Source organism: Bacillus sp. JJ783 (assembly GCF_036963225.1).
Lineage (GTDB): Bacteria > Bacillota > Bacilli > Bacillales > Bacillaceae_G > Bacillus_A > Bacillus_A cereus_U.
In genome coordinates this window covers 20,070-45,757 of sequence record NZ_JBALMG010000067.1, presented here as the reverse complement: position 1 = coordinate 45,757, position 25,688 = coordinate 20,070, and the positions used below count along the sequence as shown (strand labels likewise).

Here is a 25,688-nt window from a genome sequence, read left to right as displayed (position 1 = left end):
TTTTTATTCGTAAGGTGTCATATACAATTATACCATGTGCCAAGATCGAGCTGCATAGTATCAAAAATTCAGACCCTATAGGTTCTATTTGTCATGTACATTTTTATCATGTATGGGTTAGTCTAGTGAAAAAATAATTAATATTCATCTACAGTTGGCTGTAATGAGTTCTTAAGTTGATGGATATGTATGGTAACCCCTAACGTAGGAAAATCGGCTTTTTCTTTTCCAAAAAATGTCTTATCGTGGGTTTTATGTCATTTGGTTGGCGGGACCCCTTAAAGTCTTTACTTGTTCTTCTTCAAATTCATAATCTATAGCAAATCTATAAAATGGGAATTCATCTGACTGAATCATACTTTGCATAAGTCTAAATTGATATCTTAATAAAGTCACTTCTTTGATTAAATCCATGTTCCTCCTCCTTCATTTCCCTAAATTAACCAGGTTATCATACCAATATATAACTTGAAATACAAATACTTATGATATATCACCCATACAATTTTAATTAACATAACATAACCTATCATTATCAATAGTCAACGATGCATAAAATTTTCGTTATGGGGTTAATTAAAAATCTTAGCTTGATAGCGATGTGACGCTACCCCATGCCCATCAAGCTAAGATTATATAAGTTTAATTTCACTTGAGATTTTTTCTTTTTTCTAAAGATCTAGTATAAGCTCTTTAAAGTTTTACATACCAAATAAATGAGCTCTATTTTCAAGTTCACAACACTTATTCCTTCTTAATTAACTCTTTTTAGAGGTAATTTCGCAACTTGCTTCCGAGTTCTAAACCCTAATGCGATAGCAGCGCCAATACAGCTAGAAAAACACCCAGCAAACAAATACAATGATGGATCTGACTCACCGATTAAAACGGAAACTATTCCTCCAATTACCGGGAAAAGTGCAACCATATAGCCACTTTGAGCTCCTCCAATTTTTTCTACAAGCTTCAAATAGAATAACCATGCTACAAATGAAGCAAACAGAGTTAAATATAGCAACCCAAATAAATATGAAAACGATGTTGGAAATATAAATTCTTGTCCTTGAAATAATACAATTACTCCCATCAATATACTTCCCACTGTAAATCCAATGGCATTTGCATAGATAGGATTCACCTTGTGACTTGCATTTCGTGCCGAGCTGGCATCACCTACTGCTGTAATAAGCGTACCTAAGATCGCAACCATAATTCCTTTTATGTCATTGGACCCTTGAAAGTTGTTCAAATTCGGATAGATGAGAATACATACGCCTAATACACCAAAAATCCCCCCAACCAAAACGCGTGAATGTAACTTTTCTTTTAAAAAAATCCGAAGGGCAATCGGGGTCAAAATCACCTTTAATGAAAAAACCAATGTTACGATTGCTGCAGAACTCAAAATTGTGGCGTAATAAAGGCATAAATAGCTTAATGCAAAGTTACATACACCAAAAACTATTAAAAATGGGATATCTTTTCTTGTTGGCATCCCTATTGGTCGAAGGAACAAAACAAGAATCAAAAATAAAAAGGCTGTCATAACTAGACGATAAGTTGGGGTCGCGCCCCATGCCCATCAAGCTAAGATTAAGTAAAAGTCCGTTCAACTAGATTTTTTCTGTTTTCTAAAGAGTTGATATCAGCTATCTAAAAATCTGCATACCAAATAAACCCTAACGGGTTTCATTTTTAAATTAAGCTACATGATTATGAGTAACGAAACAATTGTACATGACACCCAATATATCAAAGACTGTTTTCTTCTCATATCGATGAGATTTCCTTCCGTTTTTCTGTAAAAAATTAAACAAACGAAGCAAGATTTTTGATAGTTCTTGAGTATCTTTTTGTAGAGCTTGATAAAGAAGTAGAAAGTAATCTTTAATAATATAAACCGCTTTATATTCACTCAGCTCTCGTTTCTTCTTGGTGAGGAGTAATTGACGCATTTGAAACATAGTGGAGGAACAAAGAAGGATACTAATTAATTGTCCATATAAATGACATTCTAGCCGTTCTAATTTTACAGAATTACAATGATGAATATGAAAAAATGATTTCCATGTTTTAAATATCAATTCAATTTGCCATCGTAAGGAGTAAAAATCGTATACTTGTTCCCTTGGTAGGTATTCAGAAGGGATATTCGTAATGTAAAAGTTGATTGCACTAAGTCGCTTACTGCGTTCTTTATAGGTGATTTGCTTCTTGTGTTCTTTAGAGGCTAAGTCCTTTTGTCTACGTTTCATTTGCGTTTCAGTTAATTTATACAGAATAAGTCTTGCAGGAAGTTTTTGATACATTCCAATATAAATCTCAGGAATCTCATATGTTTCACCAGACTGTAATTGGTCAATGAATTGCTCCATATCTAGTTGGACGTACTCAGAGTGCTTTTTTATTGTTCCATTTTGAAAGTATTCAGGCTCTCTATTCTTCTGATATATACGAGTATTGAGCTTTAATCGTGAAATAAAATAAGCACCACACTCGTCTATCGTATGCAGATCTTTCAAATCAAAATATCCTAAATCACGTATACATACATCGTGCGGTTGAAGAGACGTTAAGCAAGTAGAACCATAAGTTTTATCATTGTGCTTTCCAGACCCTACATGAACATGTAAAAACTGGCCACTAAGTAAATCGTACTCTAATTGAATTTTTACACCAGCACTATGACCACTACCGCCTGAACCTTGATAGCTAGAAGCAAATTTATCTGGAATCTGAAAATGTGTAGAATCCAATACACGAATACTGCGAAAATGGTTTGTATATAAAGTTGAAATCTTACTAGATGTACAGAGTTGTTGGTGGAGTAAATAGGTTAATATTTGTTGTAAAAACTGCACAGCCTGAGAATTAAATCGTTGATTGAGTCCTTCTGGACTCATAGAAATACCTGTATTCGTTTCTAAGCGACTACATAACTGTGTCAATGAAGTATGAGCTATATTTTGGCTTAACCAAACACATAGAGCCACTAAATCTTGTGCCCGATATTTACTTTTTCGTTGAACAAATCCTATCTCTCTAGCTAACTGTTCTAAAACATGTGGTGACATATATCGTTGTAATTCTTTAGAAAACAATTCTAGTTCATCTAAAATCGATAAATTCATACAAAAACGCCATCCTTCCTGTATATTTCTACAAAAAGAATAGCGTTTTTTTCATTTTATAGATACAAATTTATAAAGTTGATTCGTATAGGGATATCCCCGGAAATATAAGGTGTTAAAATTTCTAACTATTGACATATATACATGACGAATGTAATATATATATTACAAAAGAAACAAATATATTGGAGGCTTCTAATATGCTTACCAAAGTAAAGCGAATTCGACTTGAAAAGGGTATGACACAGGGGGAATTAGCAAAATTAACGAATGTAAGTAGACAGACAATCGGTCTAATAGAAAAAGGCGAATACAACCCATCTTTGAAATTATGTATTGAGATTTGCAAAAGTTTAGGTGTTACATTAAATGATTTATTTTGGGAGGAAGATTAATGTCTAAGTTACTAAAATTATATCTTTTTGGTAGAGGTACTTCTGTTGATGAACGAGAACAAAATACAGCCTTCGAAATAATGGCAAACGCTGGGATGTTAGCTCTTTTTATCTGTTTTGGAGCTATGCTATATGATTTGATTTTAAACAAAGAAATTACATCACTTGGCATTCTAGCCTTAGTTATTTTATTAACAACATCATTTTATATCGTTATGATGATGCGGATCAAAAAAATATATATACGTTATACATCAAATAATAAAATGTTAGTTCGTAATTCGATATTCTCAGGATTTATTTTCTTTGTTGTATTTACTTTATTAACATATTTACCTTCTGGAGAAGCGATTACCATGAGAGAACTTACTATAAATAGTATGGGCGGAGTATTCTTCGGCTTATGTATATATGGATATAGTAAGTATAACAGTACAAAAGTTGAAGAAGATGAACTATAATTCAAATGAAAAACACCTCCGTTGAATTTGCATACTTAGTATGCGAATTCAGGAGGTGTTTTTTTCATGTACCACTATTCGGGTTCACTTCAGTTCACTTCATATTAATGAAAGGTGTTTTTTTATTTGAATTATCTTTATTAATGTAGCGATTAATCCGATTGCATTTTTTCTTTAATAATTAGTACCTGCTATATAATCATTAGGTTAAACTTCTATAATGCTTTCAGAATGAAAACGTGATGTTTTTTATGGCAACCAAGTTTATTTTTATCGTTGTGGGGGGACACCAAAACCTTAGGTTGATGGGCATGGGGTGGGACGCCTAGAAGAACATAAAAAAATAGCGATGAGTTTTCCATAAATGTTGCATTCTAATCGCTCTCGTTTGATATTGTGCCAATCATGAATTTGAAATAAGGATTTCCAAGTTTTAAAGATAATTTCAATCTGCCAGCGGAGGGAATAAAAATCATGTATTTGTTCCATCGGAACCCATTCCAAAGGTGTATTGGTAACATAAATGTTCATACCAGCTAATCGTTTGCTTTTCTCTGAGTACGTAATACCCTTTTTACTTTCGGTATACACTTGTTTTTTTTTACGTTCTCGAAGTTGTTTTTCAGTTAATCGATATATAATAACGCGTGTAAATAGTTTTTTATCCTTTCCAATATAAGCATCTGTTATTTCATAGACCTGTCCTGGTTTTAAGGTATTATAATGTGTTCTAAATCAACTTTGATGTACTGAGACTGTTTTTTTACTGTCCCATTTCGAAAGTATTCAGGAAACTCATTTTTGATATACACCATATTATTTAATTTCAGCCGCAATATATAATATACCCCACGTTGGTCCATTTGATCTAAATCGTCCAGTGAATAATAACCCAAATCTCGAATACAAAGGTCGCCAGGCCGTAATGTCGCTAAACATTCTGTTCCAAAGGTTTTATCATTATTCTTCCCTGGTTCAACTTGAAAATTTAAAAACTGCCCACTATGTAAATCATATTCCAATTGAATCTTTATACCTACTGTTTGTGCACAACCACCCGAACCGGGATACACACTAGCTAAGTGTTTTGGCACTTGAAAAATCGTTGCATCTAAAATGTGAATTCGTTGAAAATGGGTTAGTGAAGAACTTGGAATCACTGAAGTTTCATAAACTTTATTTTTTAATAATGCAGAGAAAACATGTTTTAAAAAACAAACAGCTTTTTTATTGAACCGTTTATTTAGTCCTTCTGGACTAATAAGAGTTCCTGTAGCTGCATGTAGTTGACTACACAGTCTAACTAAAGAATCACTCGCTATCCGTTGACTCATCCAAACACAAATAGTGGCTAAGTCATGTCCTGAAAATTTGCGCTTTCGTTGAACAAAATCTAACTCTCTAGCAAGCTCTTCTAAAAATGAAGGAGTAAAATATTGATATAATTCCTCAGCAAATAATTGGAGTTCATCTTGAATCGAAAGATTCATAAAAAATGCCATCCTTTCTGCATATTTCTACAAAAAGAATAGCGATTTTTTCGCTATATGGATACAAATTTATCTTAACTTGATGGTGATGTATAGTGACCCCAAATATGCCCCAAAAACTTTACAGTAATAATTCTCATGTTACCTCGCTGGTTATTAGGATATTTTTTCTTACTATATGCATACTAAACGTACTATAAAAGGTACATAGAAAGTGAGGGAATCATGGCTAAATTTTTGAAGCGTTTAAAATATAGAGACAATCCTAAGTCATTTTCAATACGAGACAATACTCATTTTCAGAAAAAAAATATTGAAGACTCCCTCTTAGGCGCTGATTTATCGAAAAACATAGCTGATATTCAGAATATATTTCGTCAAGCACCTGATTTAGTGATTCGCCGGTTTCAAATAAAAGCAGATGGATTAGAAGCCGCTTTAGTATATTTGTCTGGATTAACAGATAAAGAATTGATTCAAAATCATGTTCTAAGTCCTTTGATGAATAGTGATTTTGATACCAATACGGAACTTCCAATTCCATTAGGACAAATCAAAATTATTAATACGTGGAGTCAGATTGAAAATGCTATTTTTGGAGGAGATAGTGTTTTATTAATCCACAGTCGAACAACAGCACATCAATTGGATACGAAAGGATGGCCACAAAGAAATGTTGAAGACGCTCATAACGAAATAGCTCTAAAAGGTGCGCATCAAGGATTTACAGAAATTAGAAATCAAAATATCGCAATGATTCGAAGGTATATTCCTCATCGTGAATTAACGGTAAAAGAAATAGTAATTGGTGTACGAAGCAAAACGAGGATTTCTATTTTATATTTGAAAGATGTAGCTTCTGAAGATGTGCTGAAGGAATTAGAAACACGGATTCATAATATTACAGTCGACGCTGTTGCTAGTAATGGGGAACTTATAGAATTCATTGAAGATAACCCGTACTCACCGTTTCCACAATTTATATTAACTGAAAGACCTGATTTGGCAGTATCTCACATTCTACAGGGCAGATTTGTAACTGTAATGGATCATTCGCCTAATGTGTTAATTGCTCCAACAAATTTTATTTCCTTTTTTCAAGGAGTGGATGATTACGGTACAAGGTGGCTAGTTGCTTCGTCTATTCGGATGCTTCGTTTTATCTCCTTTATAATTGCTTTATTTTTGCCTGCGAGTTATGTTGCTTTTATTTCCTTTAATTTTGAAGTTATTCCTGTAGAGCTGTATTTATCTATTGCAGAATCAAGAACGCGCGTACCCTTTTCTCCAGTTATGGAAGCATTACTTATGGAAATAACATTGGAAACGATGAGAGAAGGGGCTTTACGGATACCTACTCCGATCGGTCAGACAGTTGGAGTTGTAGGTGGTATTGTCATTGGACAGGCGGCTGTTCAGGCGGGAATTGTAAGCAACATTATGATTATTGTTGTTGCTATTACAGCCATCTCTTCTTTTGTTATCCCTAATTATGATATGGGAGCGGCAGTAAGACTTTTACGCTTTCCGATGATGCTAGCAGCTGCCTTATTTGGAATTGTTGGACTTGTTATCGGGTGGATGACTTTAATTGGACATCTAATCAGTCTTGAATCGCTAGGTACTCCTTACGGAACGCCATTAGCACCGTTTCGCTTTGCAGATATGAAAGATGCTTTTTTACGCTTTCCTTTATGGGCAATAAGAAGGAGTCCTAAGGGTAATGGAACCATTCAATCTATTCGACAAGGAAAGAATCCTAATAAAAGGTGAAATCATGAAAAAGTATGCCTATAATGACATCACTCTTATGCAGTATATTGTTTTAATCAATGGAATGCAGGTGGCCACTGGCGTTTTATCACTTCCGCGCGTGCTTGCAGAAAACGCTGGAACAGATGGATGGATAGCTATATTGATTGGTTGGATATTCTCCACAATATCAGGTGTTTTTATCGTGAAAACTGCTGCAAGATATCCCGAGGACACGATTTATGACATTCTTATACGATTGTTTGGAAAAATAGTAGGGAAAGCATTCGTTGTTATTTACATGATGTACTTCGCTTTTTATACTTGTATCGTTCTTGTAAACGCTATGCTTTTTCTTAAGGGATGGCTTCTTCCGAAAACGCCTGACTATATCGTTATCTTTTTGTTTTCGATTCCTACCTTTTTTGTTGCGCGTAACGGTCCTCGTATTATAGGGCGATACTCCGAACTTTTTTTTTATATGGCGCTTTGGATTCCGTTGTTTTTTTTGATACCGCTTAAAGAGAACGGAAGTTGGATGCCCTTCTTTCCGCTATTAAAAGAAGGATGGAAACCTGTATTAACGGCTGTACCGAACACTATTTTTGCTTATTTAGGGTTTGATATTGCTTTCTTTTTATATCCTTTTTTACAAAAAAAACAGTATGCAGTCCATGGAATGGTTATTGCAAACACATTAACGATGTTATTTTATTTATTTACTACTATTGTTTGTTTTGCTTATTTTAGCCCTGATAGCATTACGCAATATAATCAACCGGTACTAAATTTAGTGAAAGTAATTGAATTTCGTTTTTTAGAACGTTTTGACATGATTTTATTGGCTGTTTACTTAACCATTGTTTCCACATCATGGATTCCTGCCCTATACTGTTCTGTATTTTGTTCAAGCCAATTACTTGGAAAACAAGATCATAGCTCTCATGTAGTTGTTCTCTTATTGCTCATTATCGGCATCATATTTTGGACTCATCCTAGTTGGAATGAAGCCGAAATTTGGCAACAGGTATTTTCGAATGCTGGATTAGGATTAACCTATATATTACCTATCATTTTATGGCTGTACTGCTGTCTATATGAGAAGTTTCGCCAGGGGAGGATACATTGAAAAGAAAAGTACTATGTTGTATTTTATTATCGGTGTTCATGATGACTGGATGCTTTGATCAAACAAATGTTGAAGATGTTTCTCTTACTCTTGTTCTTGGTATTGATTTAGATCGTAATGATAATTTATTAGTGTATATATCTAGCCCTGTTTTCAATAAAGAAGCAAAGATAAAAGAAGAAACTACTGGTGTGAAATCTGCTACGGTTCGAAAATCTAGAGAGCAATTTGATGCTACGGTTATGGCGCTTACCGCGGGAAGTAAAACACAGGTTATTTTAGTTGGAAAAAGGCTACTGAAACGAAAAAACTGGGAAAATCACCTCGATCCATTTTACCGAGATCCCAAAAATACAGTTACCGCAAGGGTTGTCGCTGTAGATGGACCTGTTTCGGACGTCATCTTCTATAGCCCAAAAGATAAGCCGCGGCTTCCTATATATTTAACAAAACTAGTTGATACCGCTTCTTTAAGAAATATCACAGTAAAAACAACTCTTCAAGAACTATATGAACAAAGAGCAGACAAAGGGGTAACAGCAAATATTACTGAGGTGAAAAAAAAGAATAAAATATGGGTGACAGGTACAGCTTTATTGGATGAAAAAGGAAAGTATAAATTAACGCTAAAATCTGATGAAACCAAACTATTACGCATTTTGCAACAAAGAACTACAGGTGAGTTTCCATTCACAATTCCAATTAAGCTAAAGTCGGATAGCCAAGATAAAGATTGGATAAGTTTTACTGCCAATGGTATTAAAGTAAAGACAAAGGCAAGCTATGATAATCATTTTATATTTAATGTAGATGTAAAGATGAGAATCGGTATTACAGAACGGCTTTTTTCGTTTAATACAAAAAAGGACGCAGTAAAATTACAAAAAGCGATTGAAACTAAGCTGGAAGCTGATTTCAAGCAATTAATACAAAAAATGCAAACTGCCAAAATCGACCCTATTGGGCTTGGAGGATATGCAAGAACTTACACATATCCAGAATGGAAAAAAGTCCAAAATAAATGGAATAATGAATTAGCAAAGGGCGATGTAAACGTCAAGGTTAAGATTAAAATTGGCGGGATGGGAACGATTAAGTAACACGAATTCAACTGGAATTCGTACTGAAATTGCAAGTACCTTCTATTTTAGAAGTGGAAATGTCTTTAATAGGGGTTCCGCCCCATCACAATCAAGCTAAGAAAAGCAAATACCCCAAAACGAGAAAATTGGCATCTCCAGGTGAAAAGGTACAATTTTTTATTTTGGGGTGCTATAAAATTTTTAAGTTGATGGACATGGGGTCACCATATCAAAAAAAGAAAATTATACGTTTAGACATAAAAATGACACATTTCGATTAGTTCTCTGTACGTTAAGGAATTAGTTTGTATATTTGAGGAGATGTACGAGACAGATGTGAATTTAGGGGGATCCAATATTTTCTATTCAAATATGATAGAATAGAAGTATATGCAAAACGGAGGAAAAACAAATGAACTCAAACACAAAACAGTTTATTAATGATATCCAGCAAAGAAAGAACAATTATATAGAAAATGTATTAATAGCAATACAACACCCTAAAAAAGAGCAATCTGAACAGGTCATTCAAAATATAGTAGAGAAGATGGATATGATGATCAGTTTAGTTACTACTTACATGGCTATTGAATCAGAATCTATGAAAGAATTAAAAGAGCTTCAGAAAGAAATTATTCATGCTCAAGCATATATTCAAAAACGAAAACTTGAAGAAACACAGAGATAAAACCCTGTGTTTTTATTGGGTCGTCTATGACGCCGATCTGTTATAAATTAAATTAGATGTAATTTGATTATTGTTTTGGCATAATCCATACAATTTGTTGAATGCGTACAATATATGGCACCGTATCTTCAATGACCAAATGATCTGGTTTCACATCTTTTAACTTTCCTCTTACATTACCTCTTACAGTTTCAATAACCACATGTTTACCAATTACTGATTGTAATGTCTGATATACGTAGGGATTGGGTGTACTTACCATATGTTGTTCACTCAAGTCATTTCTTTCCGAATAACTCATTCTATAAGACTCCTTTCTAACTTGCATTCTTTCTCCTAATATATGATATAAATCTTATAAATATGCTAGAAGGATAATTCATTATAGGAACGGAAATAACATTTTAATAAGGTACGGTTTCTATTTCTAAATTGCTAAAAAATTATTTATATAAAGTTACTTTTACTAGTTAATAGGTGATGATATATGGATATTTTGAATGTACATTCAGGTTGTTCTTTTCAAGACATGTGTCATTTTAAATACGCCCTTTGTTAGCATACTGCTCATACTTTTTCTGAGATTCTTTCGTAATACGTGCGTTAAGTAAAATTGCTAACAATAAAAACACTCCATATTTTCCTCCTGTAGCTCCTATGATAATCACACTACTACAAACAAGTACAATTAATAGGATAAACGAAACTAAATAAATACGATCATAATTCTTTGACATCTTCTCGTATTTTATGCGTTCTTTCCTTGCATCCATCTAAATTCCTCCTTTAAATTATCCATTTCACTCTCAAATAAATCTTGCCCTTAAAAAGGAAACAATATATCGTTTTAAATAATTAGTTTGTTTTTTTATCAACTAATTTATATAACGTAAAAAGAAATCCTACCAATATTAAGCTTTCCACCATGATAATCCCGACCCTCTCCTTCCTTTTAACCCCAACACATCAGATAAAAGTTATGTATATCCCATATTAGCTGTAGCAAACAAAAAGGATCTTCCCTTCTCGTAAAGGCTGATCCTTTTCTTCGTTCATTCAACTATTTTTAGCTATTCTTGATTAATTAGAATAACAGCTGGTCCATCTACACGAATTCCACCAACTTCGATTTTTTCATAAGGCTCAACCGTAATAGAAATGATCCCTTCCCGCTTCTTTAATTCATTACTTAATTCTTTTGTTAACATTTTTTTCATGTGTGCACTCCTTCTTACTGCTTAATTTACTATTGTTATGTAAATGAAATTTAAAATGGTTTCCTGGTCTGGAAACCATTTTTTGTAGTTGACCATATGGTGTTACCAGTTCGTTTATCAATTTTACGTAAAGAAGATAAACAATTACTATTCACTGTCTCAATAGATGTAAGAAACTCTTAAAGATAGCGGTGAGATTGATTGTTTTTTCTTCTAGAAATAATGACTTAGATAGTATATTACCTAAAACAATGAAAGCCCTACCTCTCTTTCATCCTTACGGCTCCTTGTCCGTGCCAGTGTGAATCAGGATTGCAAAAATCAAGTGACTATTTAATCGAGTTATTTGATGAAACTTCGAACGTTCGTAAAAGAAATGTAAAAATAAAAATGGATTAGATTGAAGTAATAACAAAAGAGGTTCCTACTCTAAAAGTGAGTTGAAGAAGTTGAATGTCTTTGAAATGATTTATTTTTAATAATAATCATATTCCCGAAAAATTCAGGATATTTTCAGGGGATGTAATACATTATCTATAATGAACCTTAACCGAAACTTTTTATTTGATTTTCAGTGATCCCTTTAATTAATCCTAGTTCACTAATCAAAAATTCATGTGCGTTATCCAACATTTTTTTTTCGCTTGTATTAAGTGCTTTTTCTTTCTTCATACGCATTAAATCACGTACAACTTCAGCACCTTCTTGTATTTCACCCGTTTTTATTTTGTCCGTGTTCACTTTATACCTTTGTTTCCACGGCAGTAATCTATCTGATTCTCCATGCTGAAAAATGTGTATAATGTGTTTTAATGCAAGTATATCAGTAACTGGGCGTATACTCGAACTTAATATTTTACCCATAGGAATCATGACTTGCATATTACTGATTGACATTTTTATGACATAATACTGTTGTTTTTTCCCTGAGAATTCTTTTTCTTCTATGGCTTCAATTATACCTGCTCCGTGCATTGGATAAACAATGTTATCGCCAATTTGAAACATATAATCCACCTCCATATATGGTAACCTTCTTAACCTTAACATATATGTGATTTTTTATCAAATATTTTATAATATCATAAAATTATTTTTGGTGTCAACTACTTTTTCTTTAAAAATCAAATTAAATAAAAACAGCACCAAAACAATTGGGAGCGTGTCAGATTTCCAATAAAGGGAAGGGGAATTTCCCCGCGTATATTCTGAAACCTCTACTCATTAACGTAGATCAGTTTCCCCTTGAAAACGACCAAATCGATCCCGTATTTTTTTCAATCTTGTGTGGTACTCCAAAATCTCAATTCTTGCTTTTTCAGCTAGAGGTGCAATTGGTCGTAAGTCTTTTAACCCCCAATAATCAACCACTACATCAAGTACTTGATCAAAATATTGTAGTGGCCCATAGTTAGCTTCTTTTGCAATCACAGCCATTCGATTTTCAAAATCAGGCATGACAGCACCTGGCATTTTAAAATTCATAATCACATTGGCAATATGATAGCAATAATTAGGTTCCAATTCCAAATGTGTTCGAATGACGTCTCGATAAAATGCATAATGAAGAGTTTCATCTTTTGCAAGACGGCGTAATAATGTAGCAAGATCTGGATCATGCTTACTTGCAACCTTAGCTACATTATTGTAAAACACCATCGTTGCAAGTTCTTGTAGCGTCGTATACGTCATTGCTTCGATTGGTGTGTGAAAATCGGGCTCAAATCCCCCCTCAACGACTGACTTTCTTAATTCATGTAATCGTTTGGGATTCACACTTCGAGTGAGTAGTAAATATGTCTCCAATAAATTCGAATGTTGATCCTCTTCTGAAGTCCAAGTATGAATAAAGTCTGTAATAACAGAAAGGGACCCTTTAAAAGTCGCAGATAAATACGTTGTAAACCATGGTAAATTCACTTCTGTTAATAAAGCTGTTTCAATGGCCGTAATTACACCAGAAGGAAGAGTAACTTGACTTTCATCCCAAGGAACTCTTTTAAAGTCCATTCCCTTATCCCATGGTAAAAACTCATGATAACCCCAGTCTATCTTCTGCGCTCTTATTTTATGTTGTTCATACAGTTCTTTTAAACGTGGTTCTAATCGGAAATCTAAATCATTTGTTAGCATATATAAGTGCCCCCTTTTCTTATCATAGATAGTCATTCTATTTTTACATTCATTTTTATCCTTAAAAATTTTCTACAAATAAATATTACTTTCCTTTTTTTAAGTCAAACATAACAAATTTGTAACAAAACTCTTTAAGAGCACTATATTTTTATATGATTTTTTCAAATCAAAAGGGGAACCGTTACATATATTGTCCTTTTTTATAAAAGGGGTTCTGAGGCATACGGTATGTTGCTTAGCCTAGATAAAAAAACGATCATCAGTAAATAGAGAATAACATTCATGGATGAAGATACTCGTCATGTTGTAAATCTTGGTGATTGTAAAAAGGTGCATGCCCATAAAGAATCGTTTTATAATAAAGATTGATAAACAATTAATCTTTCCTGCGTTTTCACTACTTTCTAATTTTGTTATTGGTAGCAAAAACTGAAAAGAGTAATGGTATGTTATACAGACTAACAACTTATTTAGATGTAAGATCCAAGATGCTAGATTAAGCGCTTGAAAAATATATACAGTTGATGAGATAGCCTTAAACGACAATTCCCAACAAGATCACTGTACATTGGCTATGATGGGGTTATTTACACGGTTAGACCGTGCACAAAGGGAAGAGGCGATAAACATGCAGTCAACGGAAGCGCATATGAAGGAAAAGCAACGTAGAGAAAAAATAGAAATAATATTTAGTCACAGGGTAAAAGGAGAAAGTTATTTTCACGGTTCCTCCTATCAATGGAAAAATATTGTATACCAAAATTATAATAGGATACAACAAAAAGAGTTGAAAATTGAACAACTCATTTCCAAAATGGAAAAAGAAGGAATTTGTTTTACGCAGCACCGTTCACTCATACACTATCCCGTCATTGATTTTGTAAAATATATAGCTAAGGTTTATAAGGAAACCCTCGAAATACAATAATCATATTCAAAGGAAACCTTTATAAAAAGTTTATTTTCGAAACTTTGTTAACAAAAAGCTCAAAGCTCATTATAACATTCTTTTTATTCTCAATACTCTTCATCTTTGTTATAATAATAACCATAACGTATTCTAGTCGTTTGTATATCTTCAGATTTTGTGAATTTTATTACACAAAAAGACAACTATTAATTTAAAATGTACCCTATAGAATAGACACTTAAGAAAAGTCTATTCTATAGGGTATTTCTTGTATAATAAGAGGAAAATTGGGATCGGAGAATGTTCAAAATGACAAAAAAGCTATTTACAGAAAGAGAAATTCAAATTTTATCGAGTAACCCATACGTAAAATCTGTAAGTCAGAAAGGTATCACTTATACAGAGGAATTTAAGCGTATTTTTATTGAGGAAAATGAAAAAGGAAAGCTACCTCGAAATATTTTTGAAGAATGTGGCTTTGATATAGATGTGATTGGAATGAAAAGAGTTATGTCATCAGGAAGTAGATGGCGTGCTGCTTATAGAAAAAATGGTGTATTTGGTTTGCGGGATACACGCACCGAAAACGCTGGAAGAACTCTTGAGAGAGAGCTTACGTTAGAAGAGAAGTATGCCCGTTTAGAAGCCGAACGAAACTTACTAAAGGCGGAAAATGAATTGTTAAAAAAAATCAAACTTATGGAAGGGAGGATGAGAAGGAAATAACGTTACCATCTAGTCAGAAATTCATCTTGATTCGTTCTGTCATCATAAAATACAACTTAAGAAATATGGTCAGTCATTTGTGTAAAGTAGCTGGTGTATCCCGTTCGGGATACTATAATTATTTTTCGATTTCATCTCAAGAACAACGGAAACAAAAGAGCGATCGAGATGAAATCGTGAAAGAAACCATATTAAAAGCACTTCGATTTAGAAATAGAAAGAAAGGGGCTCGTCAAATAAAGATGACATTGGCGGGTCAGTTTCAAGTTGTCTACAATTTAAAGCGTATCCGTAGAATCATGAAGAAATATGAGATTGTCTGTCCGGTTCGTAAAGCGAATCCTTATAAAAGAATGCTGAAAGCGACAAAAGAACATCGAGTAGTACCGAATCGATTAAATCGAGAATTTAAACAAAACACCCCAGGAAAAACACTTCTTACAGATATCACCTATTTAGTTTACGGTAAGAATAAAAGAGTCTATTTGTCTACAATTTTAGATGGCTCAACCAATGAAATTTTAGCTTACCATGTTTCAGAACAGATGACATTAGACCTCGTAACGACAACCCTTCATAAACTAAAAAAGAATCAGAGGATTCGATTGACTGAAGGTGCATATATTCATTCAGATCAAGGAGCCCACTACACAAGTCCTACCTATCAAAAGCTAGTTAAATAGCTAAATCTTGGACAATCCATGTCAAGAAGAGGAAACTGTTGGGATAACGCCCCACAAGAATCGTTTTTTGGTCATCTGAAAGATGAAGCACATATAAAACCTTGCGAGTCTTTTATTGAATTAAAACAAGAGATTAAGAAATATATGACGTACTATAATCATTTGGTCTTACCCCTGTCAAGTAGACAGTAATAGATTAGGTGCCTTTTCATTAAGCAGCCTTAGTTCCAAATTCAATAGGACTAAGGTTGTTTAATCTTTTTTGAAATCTTTTGTTATTGTAATAGCTTATATATCTTTTAGTAGCCTTAAAAACTTCTGTCTTTTCATAAAAGTTATGTCTATAAAAGCATTCTGCCTTAAAATGACTAAAAAAGCTCTCTATACATGCATTATCGTAACAATTTCCCTTTCTAGACATACTCACAGTTATTTTGTGCTTTTTAAGTAATTGGTTATATTTTTTTGACGTATACTGATAACCTCGGTCGCTATGTAATACTGTTTCGTGGGCTTTTCTTTTTCTTAAGGCTTTATTGACTGTATCTGTAACTAATTTCAAATTGTTGTATTCGCTCATTTGGTAGGCCACAACTTCGTTATTGTAAAGGTCTAGTATCACTGAAAGATATATGCGCTTATTATTAAAGGTAAGATAGGTTATATCTGTAACCCATTTTTCATTTGGCCTTGTAGCTGAAAACTCTCTGTTTAACAGATTTTCCGACACGATGTATTGTTCTTTCAAACCAAAATGCCGCCACTTTTTCTTTCGAATCTTAGCTTGTAGCCCCATTCTCCTCATTAAACGATATACTCTTTTGTGATTTACCTGTAAACCATAATACTTTTTGAGCCATATACAAATTCTTCGGTAACCATAGCTACCATTTATATCTGGATCTCGTTCGCATTCTCCTATTTTAGACATGATAAATTGGTCCTCTTTCATCTTTTCAGAGGGATTGTTGATTCTTTTTTCCCACTTATAATATCCACTTCTTGAAACACCTGCAATTTCACAAAGCAATACAATTGAAAAATTTTGTTTTAAGGTATGAATGACCTCATATTCTACTGATTTACTTTTTTTGATCTCATCCCCCTTTTCGTATCTAATAGCTTTTTTAAGTATGCATTTTCCGCTTCTAATCGTTGTATTCTAGCATCTTGACTTATTTCATTTGTTTGTTTAGATCTTCCACGTTTTTCTTGTAGGCCCAGAATACCCTCATTTTTATATTTCTTAATCCATCTATCTACAACTGAATATGTAACTCCTAATTCCTTTCCAATTAGCTTGCTTCCAATTCCTCTATGTAAGTACAATTCAATAGCTTTCATTTTAAAATCAATTGAAAAAGTTCTTCTAATTTTCTCCATAAAAAATCCCCTCCATAATAAACAGTAAAGTAACTTTCTTTCACCTGTCTACTATAAGGGGATCATATCAGGATACAGAAATCATCTTCTTGATGTTGCCTAACTTTTTTAAAAAATGTCCTTTACAAAGGGTACAGATTAATTTGAAGATGTCTTTTTATTCACTGCACTGAGTCACAATTATTTTAGTACCTTTTAAATTTGCGACCAAAAATAATTACCATACCTGCAAGAACCATCAATATGCCCAATGCTGCACTGTTATTTGTACTTGCACCCGTTTTTGGAAGCTCTTTATATGTATCTTCTTTTTTATCAGAAGTACTATTGATTGAGATATTACTGTTACCAGTATCAGAGCCATTGCTGTTTTTAGTACCAGTACTGCCATTATCAGCACCATTACCGTTGTTGGTATTGTTATTACCATTGTCTTTATCTTTCACAACCACTTTTTGTATTGTAGTTACCTCATTACCACCGGAGTCACGAACAAGGAATTTTACTTCGTAAGTACCAGTTTTAGATGTATCTACTTCACCAAATTGTATTGCTTTATCAGTAATATCGCCATCTTCTTTATCAATAGCTTTAACCCCAGACATTGGATCGAATTTATCTCCAACTGTTACTGTAGTTTCTGAAGGTACAGTTAACTCAGGCCCTTGAATTTCAACCGGTTTTTCTTTTTCTTTAACTGTTACAGTTTGTGTTTGAGTTGCCAAATGACCTGCAGAATCTTTAACTGTGTAAGTTAAAACATACGTTCCCGGTTTAGTAGTATCTACTTTACCGTCAACTGTTACTTTAGAAGTAAGATCTCCCTCTTCTTTATCAGTAGCAGACACTCCTGACATTGGGTCGAATTGATCACCTACATTCATTGTTGCTCCAACAGGTACTGTTAATTTCGGTTCCATATCTGGAGTTTCTCCGCTTTCTTCTACAATTACAGTCTGTGTAGCTGTTGCATTAACCCCTTTAGAATCGACAACCGAATACTCTACAATGTATTTACCCGGTTTAGTAGTATCTACTTTACCTTTATATTTGACTTTGCTTGTTAAATTGCCATCTTCTTTATCGGTAGCAGACACTCCTGACATTGGGTCAAACGTATCTCCTACATGTAACGTAGTTGTAAATAGTACTTTTAACACCGGAGCTTGGTCTTCCGAAGGTTTTTCTGCCGCTTTAACAATTACAGTACGTAATTTAATTACTCGATGACCTTTAGAATCCTCCACAACATACTTGATTTTGTAAGTACCCTCTTTATCAGTACCTTGGTCTCCGCTATATGTTACTTTAGAAGTAAGATCACCATCTTCTTTATCGATAGCTTTAACCCCACTCATTGGGTCGAATTGATCACCAACTGTTAATACTGTTTCCTCCGGTACTGTTAACTCTGGCTCTTTGTCTTCAGCAGGTTTTTCTTTAACTGTTATAGTTTGTGTTTGAGTTGCCAAATGACCTGCAGAATCTTTAACTGTGTATGTAATCGTGTAAGTGCCAGGTGTATTTGTATCTACATTACCTTCATATTTTACTTCCGACGTAATATCACCATCTTCTTTATCCGTAGCACTTACATCTTTCATTGGATCGAATTTATCTCCTTCAGTAATTGTCGTTTCTGAAGGTACTTTTAGTACTGGCGCTTCATCTTTTGTTTCTTCTTTCTCTTTAACCGTTACTGTTTGTTTTGCAGTTACTTTATGACCTTTAGAGTCTTTAACTGTGTAAGTTAAAACATACGTTCCCGGTTTAGTAGTATCTACTTTACCGTCAACTGTTACTTTAGAAGTAAGGTCTCCCTCTTCTTTATCAGTAGCAGACACTCCTGACATTGGGTCGAATGAATCACCTACATTAATTGTTGCTCCAACAGGTACTGTTAATTTCGGTTCCATATTTGGAGTTTCTTCGTTTTCTTCTACAATAACAGGTTTAGAATCAGTGGCTTCCCAAATAGGCGCGGTTAATATCGGATAGTTCAAAGCTTCTATTTTTTGCCGCGTTTCTTGCGATGCTTTCAGTCCCCATTGATCAAAAAATGGTAGTAAATTTTGTTTCGCTACTTTCGATGTATTGTAAATAAATGCTTGTATTTTATCTTCATCCGTTTTTGGAAGTAGATCCTCTGGTGACTCTCGATATAGTTTATGAAGATTTGGATAAAAATCTTCACCATATGCTAATTGAAGTTGCCAAATCATTACAAGTTTCACAAATAAGTCATCAATATTTTTATATTCTTTATCTGTTTGTTTTAAGTATGTAAAGGCTTTTTCGTAATCCTTATTTTTTTCTAAACGTGTTGGCTGATTTGGGAATAATCGCTTTTGTGCAGCTAAAGAATATAGATTAACAGTTACTTCCCCCATACCTCTAAAATCGCTCCACGTCCATGGGGATTGTTGCCTTGCATGTCCCGCCTCATGCATTTGTCCCCATCCAAATTTATTTACATCTAAAGCACTTTCAATTGCGTTACCAGCAGTAGTAAATACGGCTCCATCAAGAGAGGCATACATGCCCCAATCTGGTTTGTTAGGATTTTCTACAAAAGCCCAAATGCGTCGAGTCGAACGATGTAAAGGATTCGGTTCTGTTTCAGATAATCCTGATATCTTATCTTGTGCTCGAATCATTTCATCATATTTTTCTAATAGAGGAACAGGATCTTGATCCACAATATATTTCTGGGCACTATCACGAGTGACAGTAAGTACTGCTTTTTCCGATTTCAATTGTACCGCATGTGCATCTGGATACTTGTTCATCATCGCAATCCAGTCTTCTTTCGTATGCTTCCCTAGTTCAAAGAATGGAACAGGGCTTCCGCCTTGTGTTACTTTCACCTTAACTGTTCCTGTATCTTGTGGGTTATCAAATCCTAATAAACCACCGTTTGGAGAGGAGATGGTATTAGAACCAGGAGATAGATTAACTTCTTTTCCCCATTCTTTATCATATTGATGCGTCCCAATAATCGCTCTAATCTTTTGCGTTCCCGATACTTCAATTGTAACTTGTTCATTCGGTTTTACATAGATTCCTGTTGGCATATAGCTTTTTTGCTCACTTCTTCTTTCTCTTTTTGCTTCACTACTAAAACTTCCTGTACCTGGAAGTTCAAAATCCCTCTGTTCATATTGGTTTGTAGTCTGTGCAGCAACCGTTTCAGCTTGAACTGTTAAGCTATTTGTTATAGTAGGTGTAAATAGTGTAGTTGCCAAAATAGCAGATGTCGCAAGTACTTTCATCGGTTTTTGGAACATAAAATTATTCCTTTTCTTCATATAAATCATCCTTTCCTTTTCAATTAGTTCCATTAAAGTCCTTTCGATGAATGAATGTAATTGATTTCGATTTCCTGTCGGTTTTATTTTTTGAAAATTAAGAAATAAGTACTCGTAAGCCTTCTAGAGTTTGATAAATATAAAACATACCCGAAGAAAGAAATCTCCATCCGTGTTCATACTAAATAATTACGAAAGATAGGATATGGGAATGGAACGAACCCATTTCCTTTTTTCTTATTACATCGAATTTAACATCGAACAGGTCGTATAGCAATCAAAATTAGACAATTTTAGCTATTTTTCGACTTTTTTTGTCAAATTACTAAAATAGTAGTCTCACATCTATCAACTAAAAAAGTTTGAAATTAGTAAAGCGAAAAATGAGATTGTGCTGCAAAGTTTTGTAACACATAAAGATATGAGAAAATTGAGGTCCAATTTTATGAAACCGTTAATATATTCTGTAATTCGTTATACGCCGAAAAGATGGAGTCTATTTTCACAAAAAATAAGGTGTAATTTTTGTTGAAGAGCAATCTGTAAGTCCCAGTAAAATATGTGGTAATTTTACATGGGATATGCAATACATATTCGAAAAGAGATACTGCACTAATAATAGTGTTCTTATCTCTTTTTTACTTATATTATGTAGGAATTAGTTGAAGGGAAATTCAGCCTCTAAAAGGATGTTCCGTCTAACTTTTTCGATTTCATGTTTACTATATAGTTTTTATATAACAAGAAAAAAGTAGGGGAAAGAAGCGCAAAGAACAATTTCCTAATGAAGAATTGGTAGAAAGATTCCTTGTTTCACAATTTGAAACATACAATCAGCGTTTCACAACTCGTTGTCACTTAGGTTTAGATCAAGCTCGATCAGAACTAACAGCTATGTTTGAAGATAAAAAATATTGACGGTACCTGAAGTAGTACATCTCTATAAAAGAAAAATACAACCTTACCAACAAATACAAGGTTGTATGTTTTTAATATTATTTACATGTATTCAGGTGCAATCCGGTCCTAATTGTGGTTGTCTTATTTGTGGTTGTCCTATTTGGACAATCTCTCCATTTTGTACAATCTTAGCACCTTCATATAATTTATCTGCATAATTTTTAAGGTCCTGCCAGCTATCCTTCGCTATCTTCAAATCTGTTTTTAATAAAGCAAGACGGTCTGGATTAATTTTGTCAAGATTTTTTAGTAAAGAATCATATTTTGCTCCGATTGTATGCCACTGATTCGATATATTTTGAAGAGCAGTAATAGCTGTATCAATTGTTTCAGTCATATGTTCCGTTTTATTTTTGGCATCTGTCAAAATAACTAATTCTGCCTCTGCTCCAGAAATTCTGGACTTTAATTGTTCTATTTCTTGTTGTGCAGATGCGATATTCTTGTCAGCAGTGACAATCAATGGTATACCAACTGGAGGCATAAATACAGATAAAGCTATATAGCCACCACGATTATCATAATTTTGTTTAATTATATTATTAAAATTATCGATTTGTTGTTGTAAAAGTGGAATACCGGCGTTCGTACTTTCTAAAATAGACTTCAATTGATTGGAATCTGCTTTAAAACTTCTTGTATCTTCAGCCATTTCATTTCGGAATGTTATCAACTTTTCTAGTAGTCCATCCACTTCTTGACTATTGTCCAAAATACTACGATATAACCTCACCAGTCTAAATTTAAATGTCACTATATCTTTTTTATCTATAGCAGCTAGTAATTGATCATAACTCGCTTGAAAGGTATCATTATAACTTACACTATTCTGAATCGTTTTCATAATATCAGGCTTTAGATTATCTAACCAATATGTTGCATTCGTTTGCGCATCCTTTTGATGCTTAATCATGTTTGCTTTGAAATCACCATTTATAGAACTTATTTTACTTAAATCTGTCTGTTGTTGATTACGGATTGTTTGAGCATATGAATCCATTGTAAGGATATTTGCCCCCATTTTCTCCATTACTTCTTTATATTTATCAGGACCCAAATCATAGCTCTTACTATCTTCTTGCTGTTGGGACACACTATTTTGTACAGCTTGTTCTGCTGCAAAAGTATGAAGTGGGATTACATTACTCGCTGCCATTCCAGTAATGATCGTTGATAAAATAACCTTCTTATACAATTTTTTATTCACCTTTTTCACCTATTCTCTCAAATGTATCACGTATTTTATTAAATTTATAAGCTTCTATTCTTTACTTCAAATGAATTACAATCATTGCAAATAAAACAACATTTTAAAATAGGGGTTTTCATACTTTCTTATTCTATAATCTTTATCAAGTTTCATAACTATATAGGAAATCTCCTGTTCAAACTTGAACAGGAGACTCACATTATGTGTTCTTCAAAAGGGAAAGTCAGTATATTATATTTTTCATTACTTCGGAAACTTCTTGAAGTAATATTATTTTTTCTCTTCTACGAATGAAATCTCACTCTTTTGAATATTTTCAGCATACTTGTTAACCTGTTCCCAGCTACCTTTAGCTATCTTCAGATCTGCTTTTATAATAGCAGCAAGCTTGTCTGGGTTAATTCTGTCAACATTGTCATTCAATGATTTATATTTTGCCCCCATTGTCTGCCACTGATTCTTTACATTTTCAAGGGCAGTAATAGCTGCATCAATTGTTTCTGTTAAATTATTAGTATTATTTTTCAAGACCGTTAACTTAACTACCTGTTGTTTCGCGGTTGAAATATTTTCTGTTAGCTTTTTAATCTCTTCTTGTGCTGTCTTTATCTGCTGCTGCGATGTAGTAACTCCGTATATCCCGCCTCCTAATGCACCTGCACCAATAGGGGCAAAGACAATTGTAGCAGTTAAGTATGCACCGAGAGCAGTTGCAACCGACGATCCAATATAAACTTTGTTATTCTCATCAATTACTGTTTGATTTGTTTCGATTTGTTTCTGCATCAATGGAATTCCAGCATCTTGACCAGATAAAATATCTGTGATTTTGTTAGCATCAGTTTTTAAATTTTGTGTATCCAGTTCTAATTTGCCGCGAAAGGCTTTCAAATCTTGCACTAACTTGTCAACTGCACCTTTATTCTCTGAAATACTATCATCTAAACTTGTAAGAACAGCTTTTAGTGTTTCTTTGTCTTTATTATTTGCAGCTTCTACCAAAACATCATAATAATTTTGAAATTGTGTATTATAATTGATAATATTTTGATTCGTCTGGATTATTTGCGGTTTCAAACCATCTAACCATTGCTTTGCATTTTTTCTAGAAGCATCGTGGTTGTCCTTAATGCTTGTTTGTAAATCATTGTTAATTACAGTTACACCATCAAAATTAACATTTGCTTGTTTAACAATAGTTAAAGCATACAGGTCCATTACCAACATATTGGATCCAGTTTTCTCTATCGCATCTTTAAGCCCTTCTGGTCCAAGTAAATACTCAGGGTAGTTATTTTCTGCATCTGCATAAATAGGTGCTGGTTTTGTTGTATTTTCCGCCGCCGAGGCATATGATGGCGTAATACTACCTGCTGCGATTGTTGCAATTAATGTAGATAAAGCCATTACTTTATAAGGTTTTTTCATAATATTCATATCTCCTTATATTATATTATTAAGAATTTTTTTCTTCATTCTACTATTTTGCCTCTGTTACTTTTATGTTTGTAACACTATTTTCATATTCCGTTGTTTGTTTATTCAATTCATCCGTAAACGTTTTGAGTTCTTTTAATTGTGCTTGTAATGCATTAGAATCTATTTTCGCATCAGTACTAAGACTTCTCTTCATTTGAATCATTGTGTCATTAAAGATGTCCCAACTACTTACTAGCTTGTCAAAACTCTCAATTTGCTTTTTAACTACTCTTGTAAAGTTATTTAACTGTTGGTCAATAAGTGTCATTTGAGTTGCTTGCACTTCAATTTTCGATAATTTTTGTAGCAATAGAATTTTTTGTTGTTGCTTCTTACGAACATCATTATTCAGTTTTGTTACTTCATCATTTTGGACTTGTCCAAATTGGTTATAAATCACTTCCAAATTAGACGTGTCTAAAGTTTGCTCCTTACCTGCGTCTATCGAAATATCAATAACCGTCTTTCCAATATTTATAGAACCTTTTACATTTTCTTTTGGTAGAGCTAGAAGTTTTGTATAATCATCTTGAATGCTTTCATCAAGTTGTCTAATTTCCGTTCTTGCTTTTTCAATTTCTCCGCTTGAACTCTTATAAAGTTCAAGCGCTCTGCTAACTTTACTAGAAAAGCTCTTACTATCTTCAACCAAGTCATTTTTATAATTGTTTAAGTCTACTGAAGTTCCTTTCATATCATACTGAATTGCTTGCATTTGATCTTGAAGTGCATTAAAAGTACTTACAAAGTCTTCTTTTGCTTGCGAATCGTCATTCATTTTTTCAGCTAGTTCAACCAATATATCATAATAATTTGTAAATCTTGTCCCAAAATCCTGCATGTCTTGATTTACATTGAATAGTTTTGGATTATATGTATCCAGCCAGTCTTGAACATGGTTTCTTGCAGTACCTTGATCAGTTGTTATTCCAGGTATAGCAGTTACTGCAAGGTTTGGTTGCTTTAATATGATTAGCCCATATCCTTGAATTAATGGCGTCTGTGATCCTAATGTCTTAATCGAATCTGATAACCTATTCATAGCAACTTGATTTTGACTACTTGTTAGTTGTGAATAAGTTGTTTTACTTTCTGCAAAAGTATTTACAGGTAAGAAGCAACTTGTAGATACTGCTGTAACTAATAACCCTGCGACTAACGTTTTTTTCATGGTAACTCCTCCTATTAATTGGTGTTTTTTGATAAAATAGTTGGACTAAATTTTAAAGGTTTAATTTTTATTTATATGAAATCCAGCCTTACAACTATTAATCGTTATATATCGTTCCTAAGATGTTCATTATGGGAATCTAAATATAGATTAGAAATATTTGTACATATTGCCCTACTATAAACGTATTCCCTAAGCAGTTACATAAAAGACATATACGAAGGTAATCTTGATTTTATATGTCCTAAAATGTAACTAACATCTTGTGCCCTTATTAAAACATTATGTTTTCGCAAAGTAAATCACAACATTTCGATAATTATATAATTATTACCTTATATTAAAATAATTAGATTGATATATAATTATTTTAATAT

At 33.4% G+C, this 25,688-nt stretch carries 19 protein-coding genes and 5 pseudogenes; 9 read left to right on the top strand and 15 right to left on the bottom strand.

The window, feature by feature from the left end; translation table 11 throughout:
* Positions 1 to 276: 276 nt before the first annotated feature.
* The 3 genes and pseudogenes from V7038_RS15155 to V7038_RS15145 form a co-directional block, all read right to left on the bottom strand.
* Positions 277 to 414, bottom strand: a pseudogene (locus V7038_RS15155) (DUF1878 family protein); the annotation flags it as partial.
* Between the two features lie 340 nt (positions 415 to 754).
* Positions 755 to 1,561: pseudogene (locus V7038_RS15150) on the bottom strand (DMT family transporter); the annotation flags it as partial.
* Positions 1,562 to 1,700: 139 nt separating this feature from the next.
* Entirely contained in the window at positions 1,701 to 3,131 is a 1,431-nt protein-coding gene (locus V7038_RS15145) for an IS4 family transposase (protein WP_335470737.1), read from the bottom strand.
* Between the two features lie 200 nt (positions 3,132 to 3,331).
* Here V7038_RS15145 and V7038_RS15140 point away from each other — a divergent pair, with 200 nt between their 5' ends.
* Entirely contained in the window at positions 3,332 to 3,526 is a 195-nt protein-coding gene (locus V7038_RS15140) for a helix-turn-helix transcriptional regulator (protein ID WP_000956453.1), read from the top strand.
* Positions 3,526 to 3,987, top strand: a complete 462-nt coding sequence (locus V7038_RS15135) for a hypothetical protein (RefSeq protein WP_002090658.1) — start codon at positions 3,526 to 3,528, stop codon at positions 3,985 to 3,987. Before V7038_RS15140 ends, V7038_RS15135 begins: the two co-directional genes overlap by 1 nt.
* 327 nt (positions 3,988 to 4,314) lie before the next feature.
* On the opposite strand, the pseudogene V7038_RS15130 reads toward V7038_RS15135, so the two are convergent.
* Positions 4,315 to 5,477, bottom strand: a pseudogene (locus V7038_RS15130) (IS4 family transposase); the annotation flags it as partial.
* 225 nt (positions 5,478 to 5,702) lie between these two features.
* On the opposite strand from V7038_RS15130, the gene V7038_RS15125 reads away from it, so the two are divergent.
* The 4 genes from V7038_RS15125 (at position 5,703) to V7038_RS15110 (ending at position 10,128) form a co-directional block, all read left to right on the top strand.
* Positions 5,703 to 7,250 (top strand): spore germination protein, encoded by a 1,548-nt coding sequence (locus V7038_RS15125; protein WP_335470733.1) that lies wholly within the window; start codon positions 5,703 to 5,705, stop codon positions 7,248 to 7,250.
* 4 nt (positions 7,251 to 7,254) lie between these two features.
* Positions 7,255 to 8,358, top strand: coding sequence for a GerAB/ArcD/ProY family transporter (locus V7038_RS15120; RefSeq protein ID WP_335470730.1), 1,104 nt, complete (start codon positions 7,255 to 7,257; stop codon positions 8,356 to 8,358).
* Positions 8,355 to 9,458 (top strand): Ger(x)C family spore germination protein, encoded by a 1,104-nt coding sequence (locus V7038_RS15115; protein WP_335470728.1) that lies wholly within the window; start codon positions 8,355 to 8,357, stop codon positions 9,456 to 9,458. Before V7038_RS15120 ends, V7038_RS15115 begins: the two co-directional genes overlap by 4 nt.
* Before the next feature lie 394 nt (positions 9,459 to 9,852).
* The gene (locus tag V7038_RS15110) at positions 9,853 to 10,128 is read left to right on the top strand and encodes a hypothetical protein (RefSeq protein ID WP_002107154.1); all 276 of its coding nucleotides are present in this window, start codon (positions 9,853 to 9,855) and stop codon (positions 10,126 to 10,128) included.
* Between the two features lie 67 nt (positions 10,129 to 10,195).
* Here V7038_RS15110 and V7038_RS15105 read toward each other — a convergent pair whose 3' ends face one another.
* From V7038_RS15105 to V7038_RS15085, 5 genes are all read right to left on the bottom strand, one after another.
* Positions 10,196 to 10,429: a YuzF family protein gene (locus V7038_RS15105; RefSeq protein ID WP_335470725.1), complete on the bottom strand. Its 234-nt coding sequence runs from the start codon at positions 10,427 to 10,429 to the stop codon at positions 10,196 to 10,198.
* A gap of 238 nt (positions 10,430 to 10,667) precedes the next feature.
* Positions 10,668 to 10,901, bottom strand: a complete 234-nt coding sequence (locus V7038_RS15100) for a hypothetical protein (protein WP_000340033.1) — start codon at positions 10,899 to 10,901, stop codon at positions 10,668 to 10,670.
* Positions 10,902 to 11,198: 297 nt separating this feature from the next.
* Positions 11,199 to 11,345, bottom strand: a complete 147-nt coding sequence (locus V7038_RS15095; protein WP_000738547.1) for a BC1881 family protein — start codon at positions 11,343 to 11,345, stop codon at positions 11,199 to 11,201.
* Between the two features lie 546 nt (positions 11,346 to 11,891).
* Complete coding sequence (locus tag V7038_RS15090) at positions 11,892 to 12,353, bottom strand: CarD family transcriptional regulator (protein WP_002149222.1); 462 nt, start codon at positions 12,351 to 12,353, stop codon at positions 11,892 to 11,894.
* A gap of 216 nt (positions 12,354 to 12,569) precedes the next feature.
* Positions 12,570 to 13,478 carry an acyl-ACP desaturase gene (locus V7038_RS15085; RefSeq protein WP_070141143.1) on the bottom strand — a complete coding sequence of 303 codons (909 nt, stop codon included), beginning with the start codon at positions 13,476 to 13,478 and terminating at the stop codon, positions 12,570 to 12,572.
* Between the two features lie 631 nt (positions 13,479 to 14,109).
* Between V7038_RS15085 and V7038_RS15080 the strand changes: the two genes are divergently transcribed.
* Positions 14,110 to 14,409, top strand: a complete 300-nt coding sequence (locus tag V7038_RS15080) for a hypothetical protein (RefSeq protein ID WP_002107158.1) — start codon at positions 14,110 to 14,112, stop codon at positions 14,407 to 14,409.
* A gap of 282 nt (positions 14,410 to 14,691) precedes the next feature.
* A pseudogene (locus V7038_RS15075) lies at positions 14,692 to 15,962 on the top strand (IS3 family transposase); the annotation flags it as partial.
* A 49-nt stretch (positions 15,963 to 16,011) separates the two neighbouring features.
* Here V7038_RS15075 and V7038_RS15070 read toward each other — a convergent pair.
* The 3 genes from V7038_RS15070 to V7038_RS15060 form a co-directional block, all read right to left on the bottom strand.
* Positions 16,012 to 16,896: an IS3 family transposase gene (locus V7038_RS15070; RefSeq protein WP_335470769.1), complete on the bottom strand. Its 885-nt coding sequence runs from the start codon at positions 16,894 to 16,896 to the stop codon at positions 16,012 to 16,014.
* The gene (locus V7038_RS15065) at positions 16,875 to 17,183 is read right to left on the bottom strand and encodes a helix-turn-helix domain-containing protein (RefSeq protein WP_002107162.1); all 309 of its coding nucleotides are present in this window, start codon (positions 17,181 to 17,183) and stop codon (positions 16,875 to 16,877) included. Before V7038_RS15065 ends, V7038_RS15070 begins: the two co-directional genes overlap by 22 nt.
* A gap of 185 nt (positions 17,184 to 17,368) precedes the next feature.
* Positions 17,369 to 20,524, bottom strand: coding sequence for an immunoglobulin-like domain-containing protein (locus tag V7038_RS15060; RefSeq protein ID WP_335470721.1), 3,156 nt, complete (start codon positions 20,522 to 20,524; stop codon positions 17,369 to 17,371).
* Positions 20,525 to 21,253: 729 nt separating this feature from the next.
* Between V7038_RS15060 and V7038_RS15055 the strand changes: the two are divergent.
* Positions 21,254 to 21,409, top strand: a pseudogene (locus V7038_RS15055) (IS256 family transposase); the annotation flags it as partial.
* Between the two features lie 91 nt (positions 21,410 to 21,500).
* Here the strand turns inward: V7038_RS15055 and nheC are convergent.
* The 3 genes from nheC to nheA form a co-directional block, all read right to left on the bottom strand.
* Positions 21,501 to 22,658 (bottom strand): non-hemolytic enterotoxin subunit C, encoded by a 1,158-nt coding sequence (gene nheC / locus V7038_RS15050; RefSeq protein ID WP_335470766.1) that lies wholly within the window; start codon positions 22,656 to 22,658, stop codon positions 21,501 to 21,503.
* A 273-nt stretch (positions 22,659 to 22,931) separates the two neighbouring features.
* Positions 22,932 to 24,089, bottom strand: coding sequence for a non-hemolytic enterotoxin subunit B (gene nheB / locus V7038_RS15045; protein WP_335470719.1), 1,158 nt, complete (start codon positions 24,087 to 24,089; stop codon positions 22,932 to 22,934).
* A gap of 52 nt (positions 24,090 to 24,141) precedes the next feature.
* The gene (gene nheA, locus V7038_RS15040; RefSeq protein WP_335470717.1) at positions 24,142 to 25,311 is read right to left on the bottom strand and encodes a non-hemolytic enterotoxin subunit A; all 1,170 of its coding nucleotides are present in this window, start codon (positions 25,309 to 25,311) and stop codon (positions 24,142 to 24,144) included.
* Positions 25,312 to 25,688: the final 377 nt, after the last annotated feature.

Excerpts from the sequence above, each read along its gene's own strand:
- V7038_RS15110 (WP_002107154.1), top strand. The coding sequence starts at position 9,853 with ATGAACTCAAACACAAAACAGTTTATTAATGATATCCAGCAAAGAAAG.
- V7038_RS15100 (WP_000340033.1), bottom strand. The coding sequence starts at position 10,901 with ATGGATGCAAGGAAAGAACGCATAAAATACGAGAAGATGTCAAAGAAT.
- V7038_RS15120 (WP_335470730.1), top strand. The coding sequence starts at position 7,255 with ATGAAAAAGTATGCCTATAATGACATCACTCTTATGCAGTATATTGTT.
- V7038_RS15090 (WP_002149222.1), bottom strand. The coding sequence starts at position 12,353 with ATGTTTCAAATTGGCGATAACATTGTTTATCCAATGCACGGAGCAGGT.
- V7038_RS15135 (WP_002090658.1), top strand. The coding sequence starts at position 3,526 with ATGTCTAAGTTACTAAAATTATATCTTTTTGGTAGAGGTACTTCTGTT.
- nheB (WP_335470719.1), bottom strand. The coding sequence starts at position 24,089 with ATGAAAAAACCTTATAAAGTAATGGCTTTATCTACATTAATTGCAACA.
- V7038_RS15060 (WP_335470721.1), bottom strand. The coding sequence starts at position 20,524 with ATGGAACTAATTGAAAAGGAAAGGATGATTTATATGAAGAAAAGGAAT.
- V7038_RS15125 (WP_335470733.1), top strand. The coding sequence starts at position 5,703 with ATGGCTAAATTTTTGAAGCGTTTAAAATATAGAGACAATCCTAAGTCA.
- nheA (WP_335470717.1), bottom strand. The coding sequence starts at position 25,311 with ATGAAAAAAACGTTAGTCGCAGGGTTATTAGTTACAGCAGTATCTACA.
- V7038_RS15145 (WP_335470737.1), bottom strand. The coding sequence starts at position 3,131 with ATGAATTTATCGATTTTAGATGAACTAGAATTGTTTTCTAAAGAATTA.
- V7038_RS15095 (WP_000738547.1), bottom strand. The coding sequence starts at position 11,345 with ATGAAAAAAATGTTAACAAAAGAATTAAGTAATGAATTAAAGAAGCGG.
- V7038_RS15085 (WP_070141143.1), bottom strand. The coding sequence starts at position 13,478 with ATGCTAACAAATGATTTAGATTTCCGATTAGAACCACGTTTAAAAGAA.
- V7038_RS15065 (WP_002107162.1), bottom strand. The coding sequence starts at position 17,183 with ATGGAGAAAATTAGAAGAACTTTTTCAATTGATTTTAAAATGAAAGCT.
- V7038_RS15105 (WP_335470725.1), bottom strand. The coding sequence starts at position 10,429 with ATGAGTTATTCGGAAAGAAATGACTTGAGTGAACAACATATGGTAAGT.
- V7038_RS15080 (WP_002107158.1), top strand. The coding sequence starts at position 14,110 with ATGCAGTCAACGGAAGCGCATATGAAGGAAAAGCAACGTAGAGAAAAA.
- V7038_RS15140 (WP_000956453.1), top strand. The coding sequence starts at position 3,332 with ATGCTTACCAAAGTAAAGCGAATTCGACTTGAAAAGGGTATGACACAG.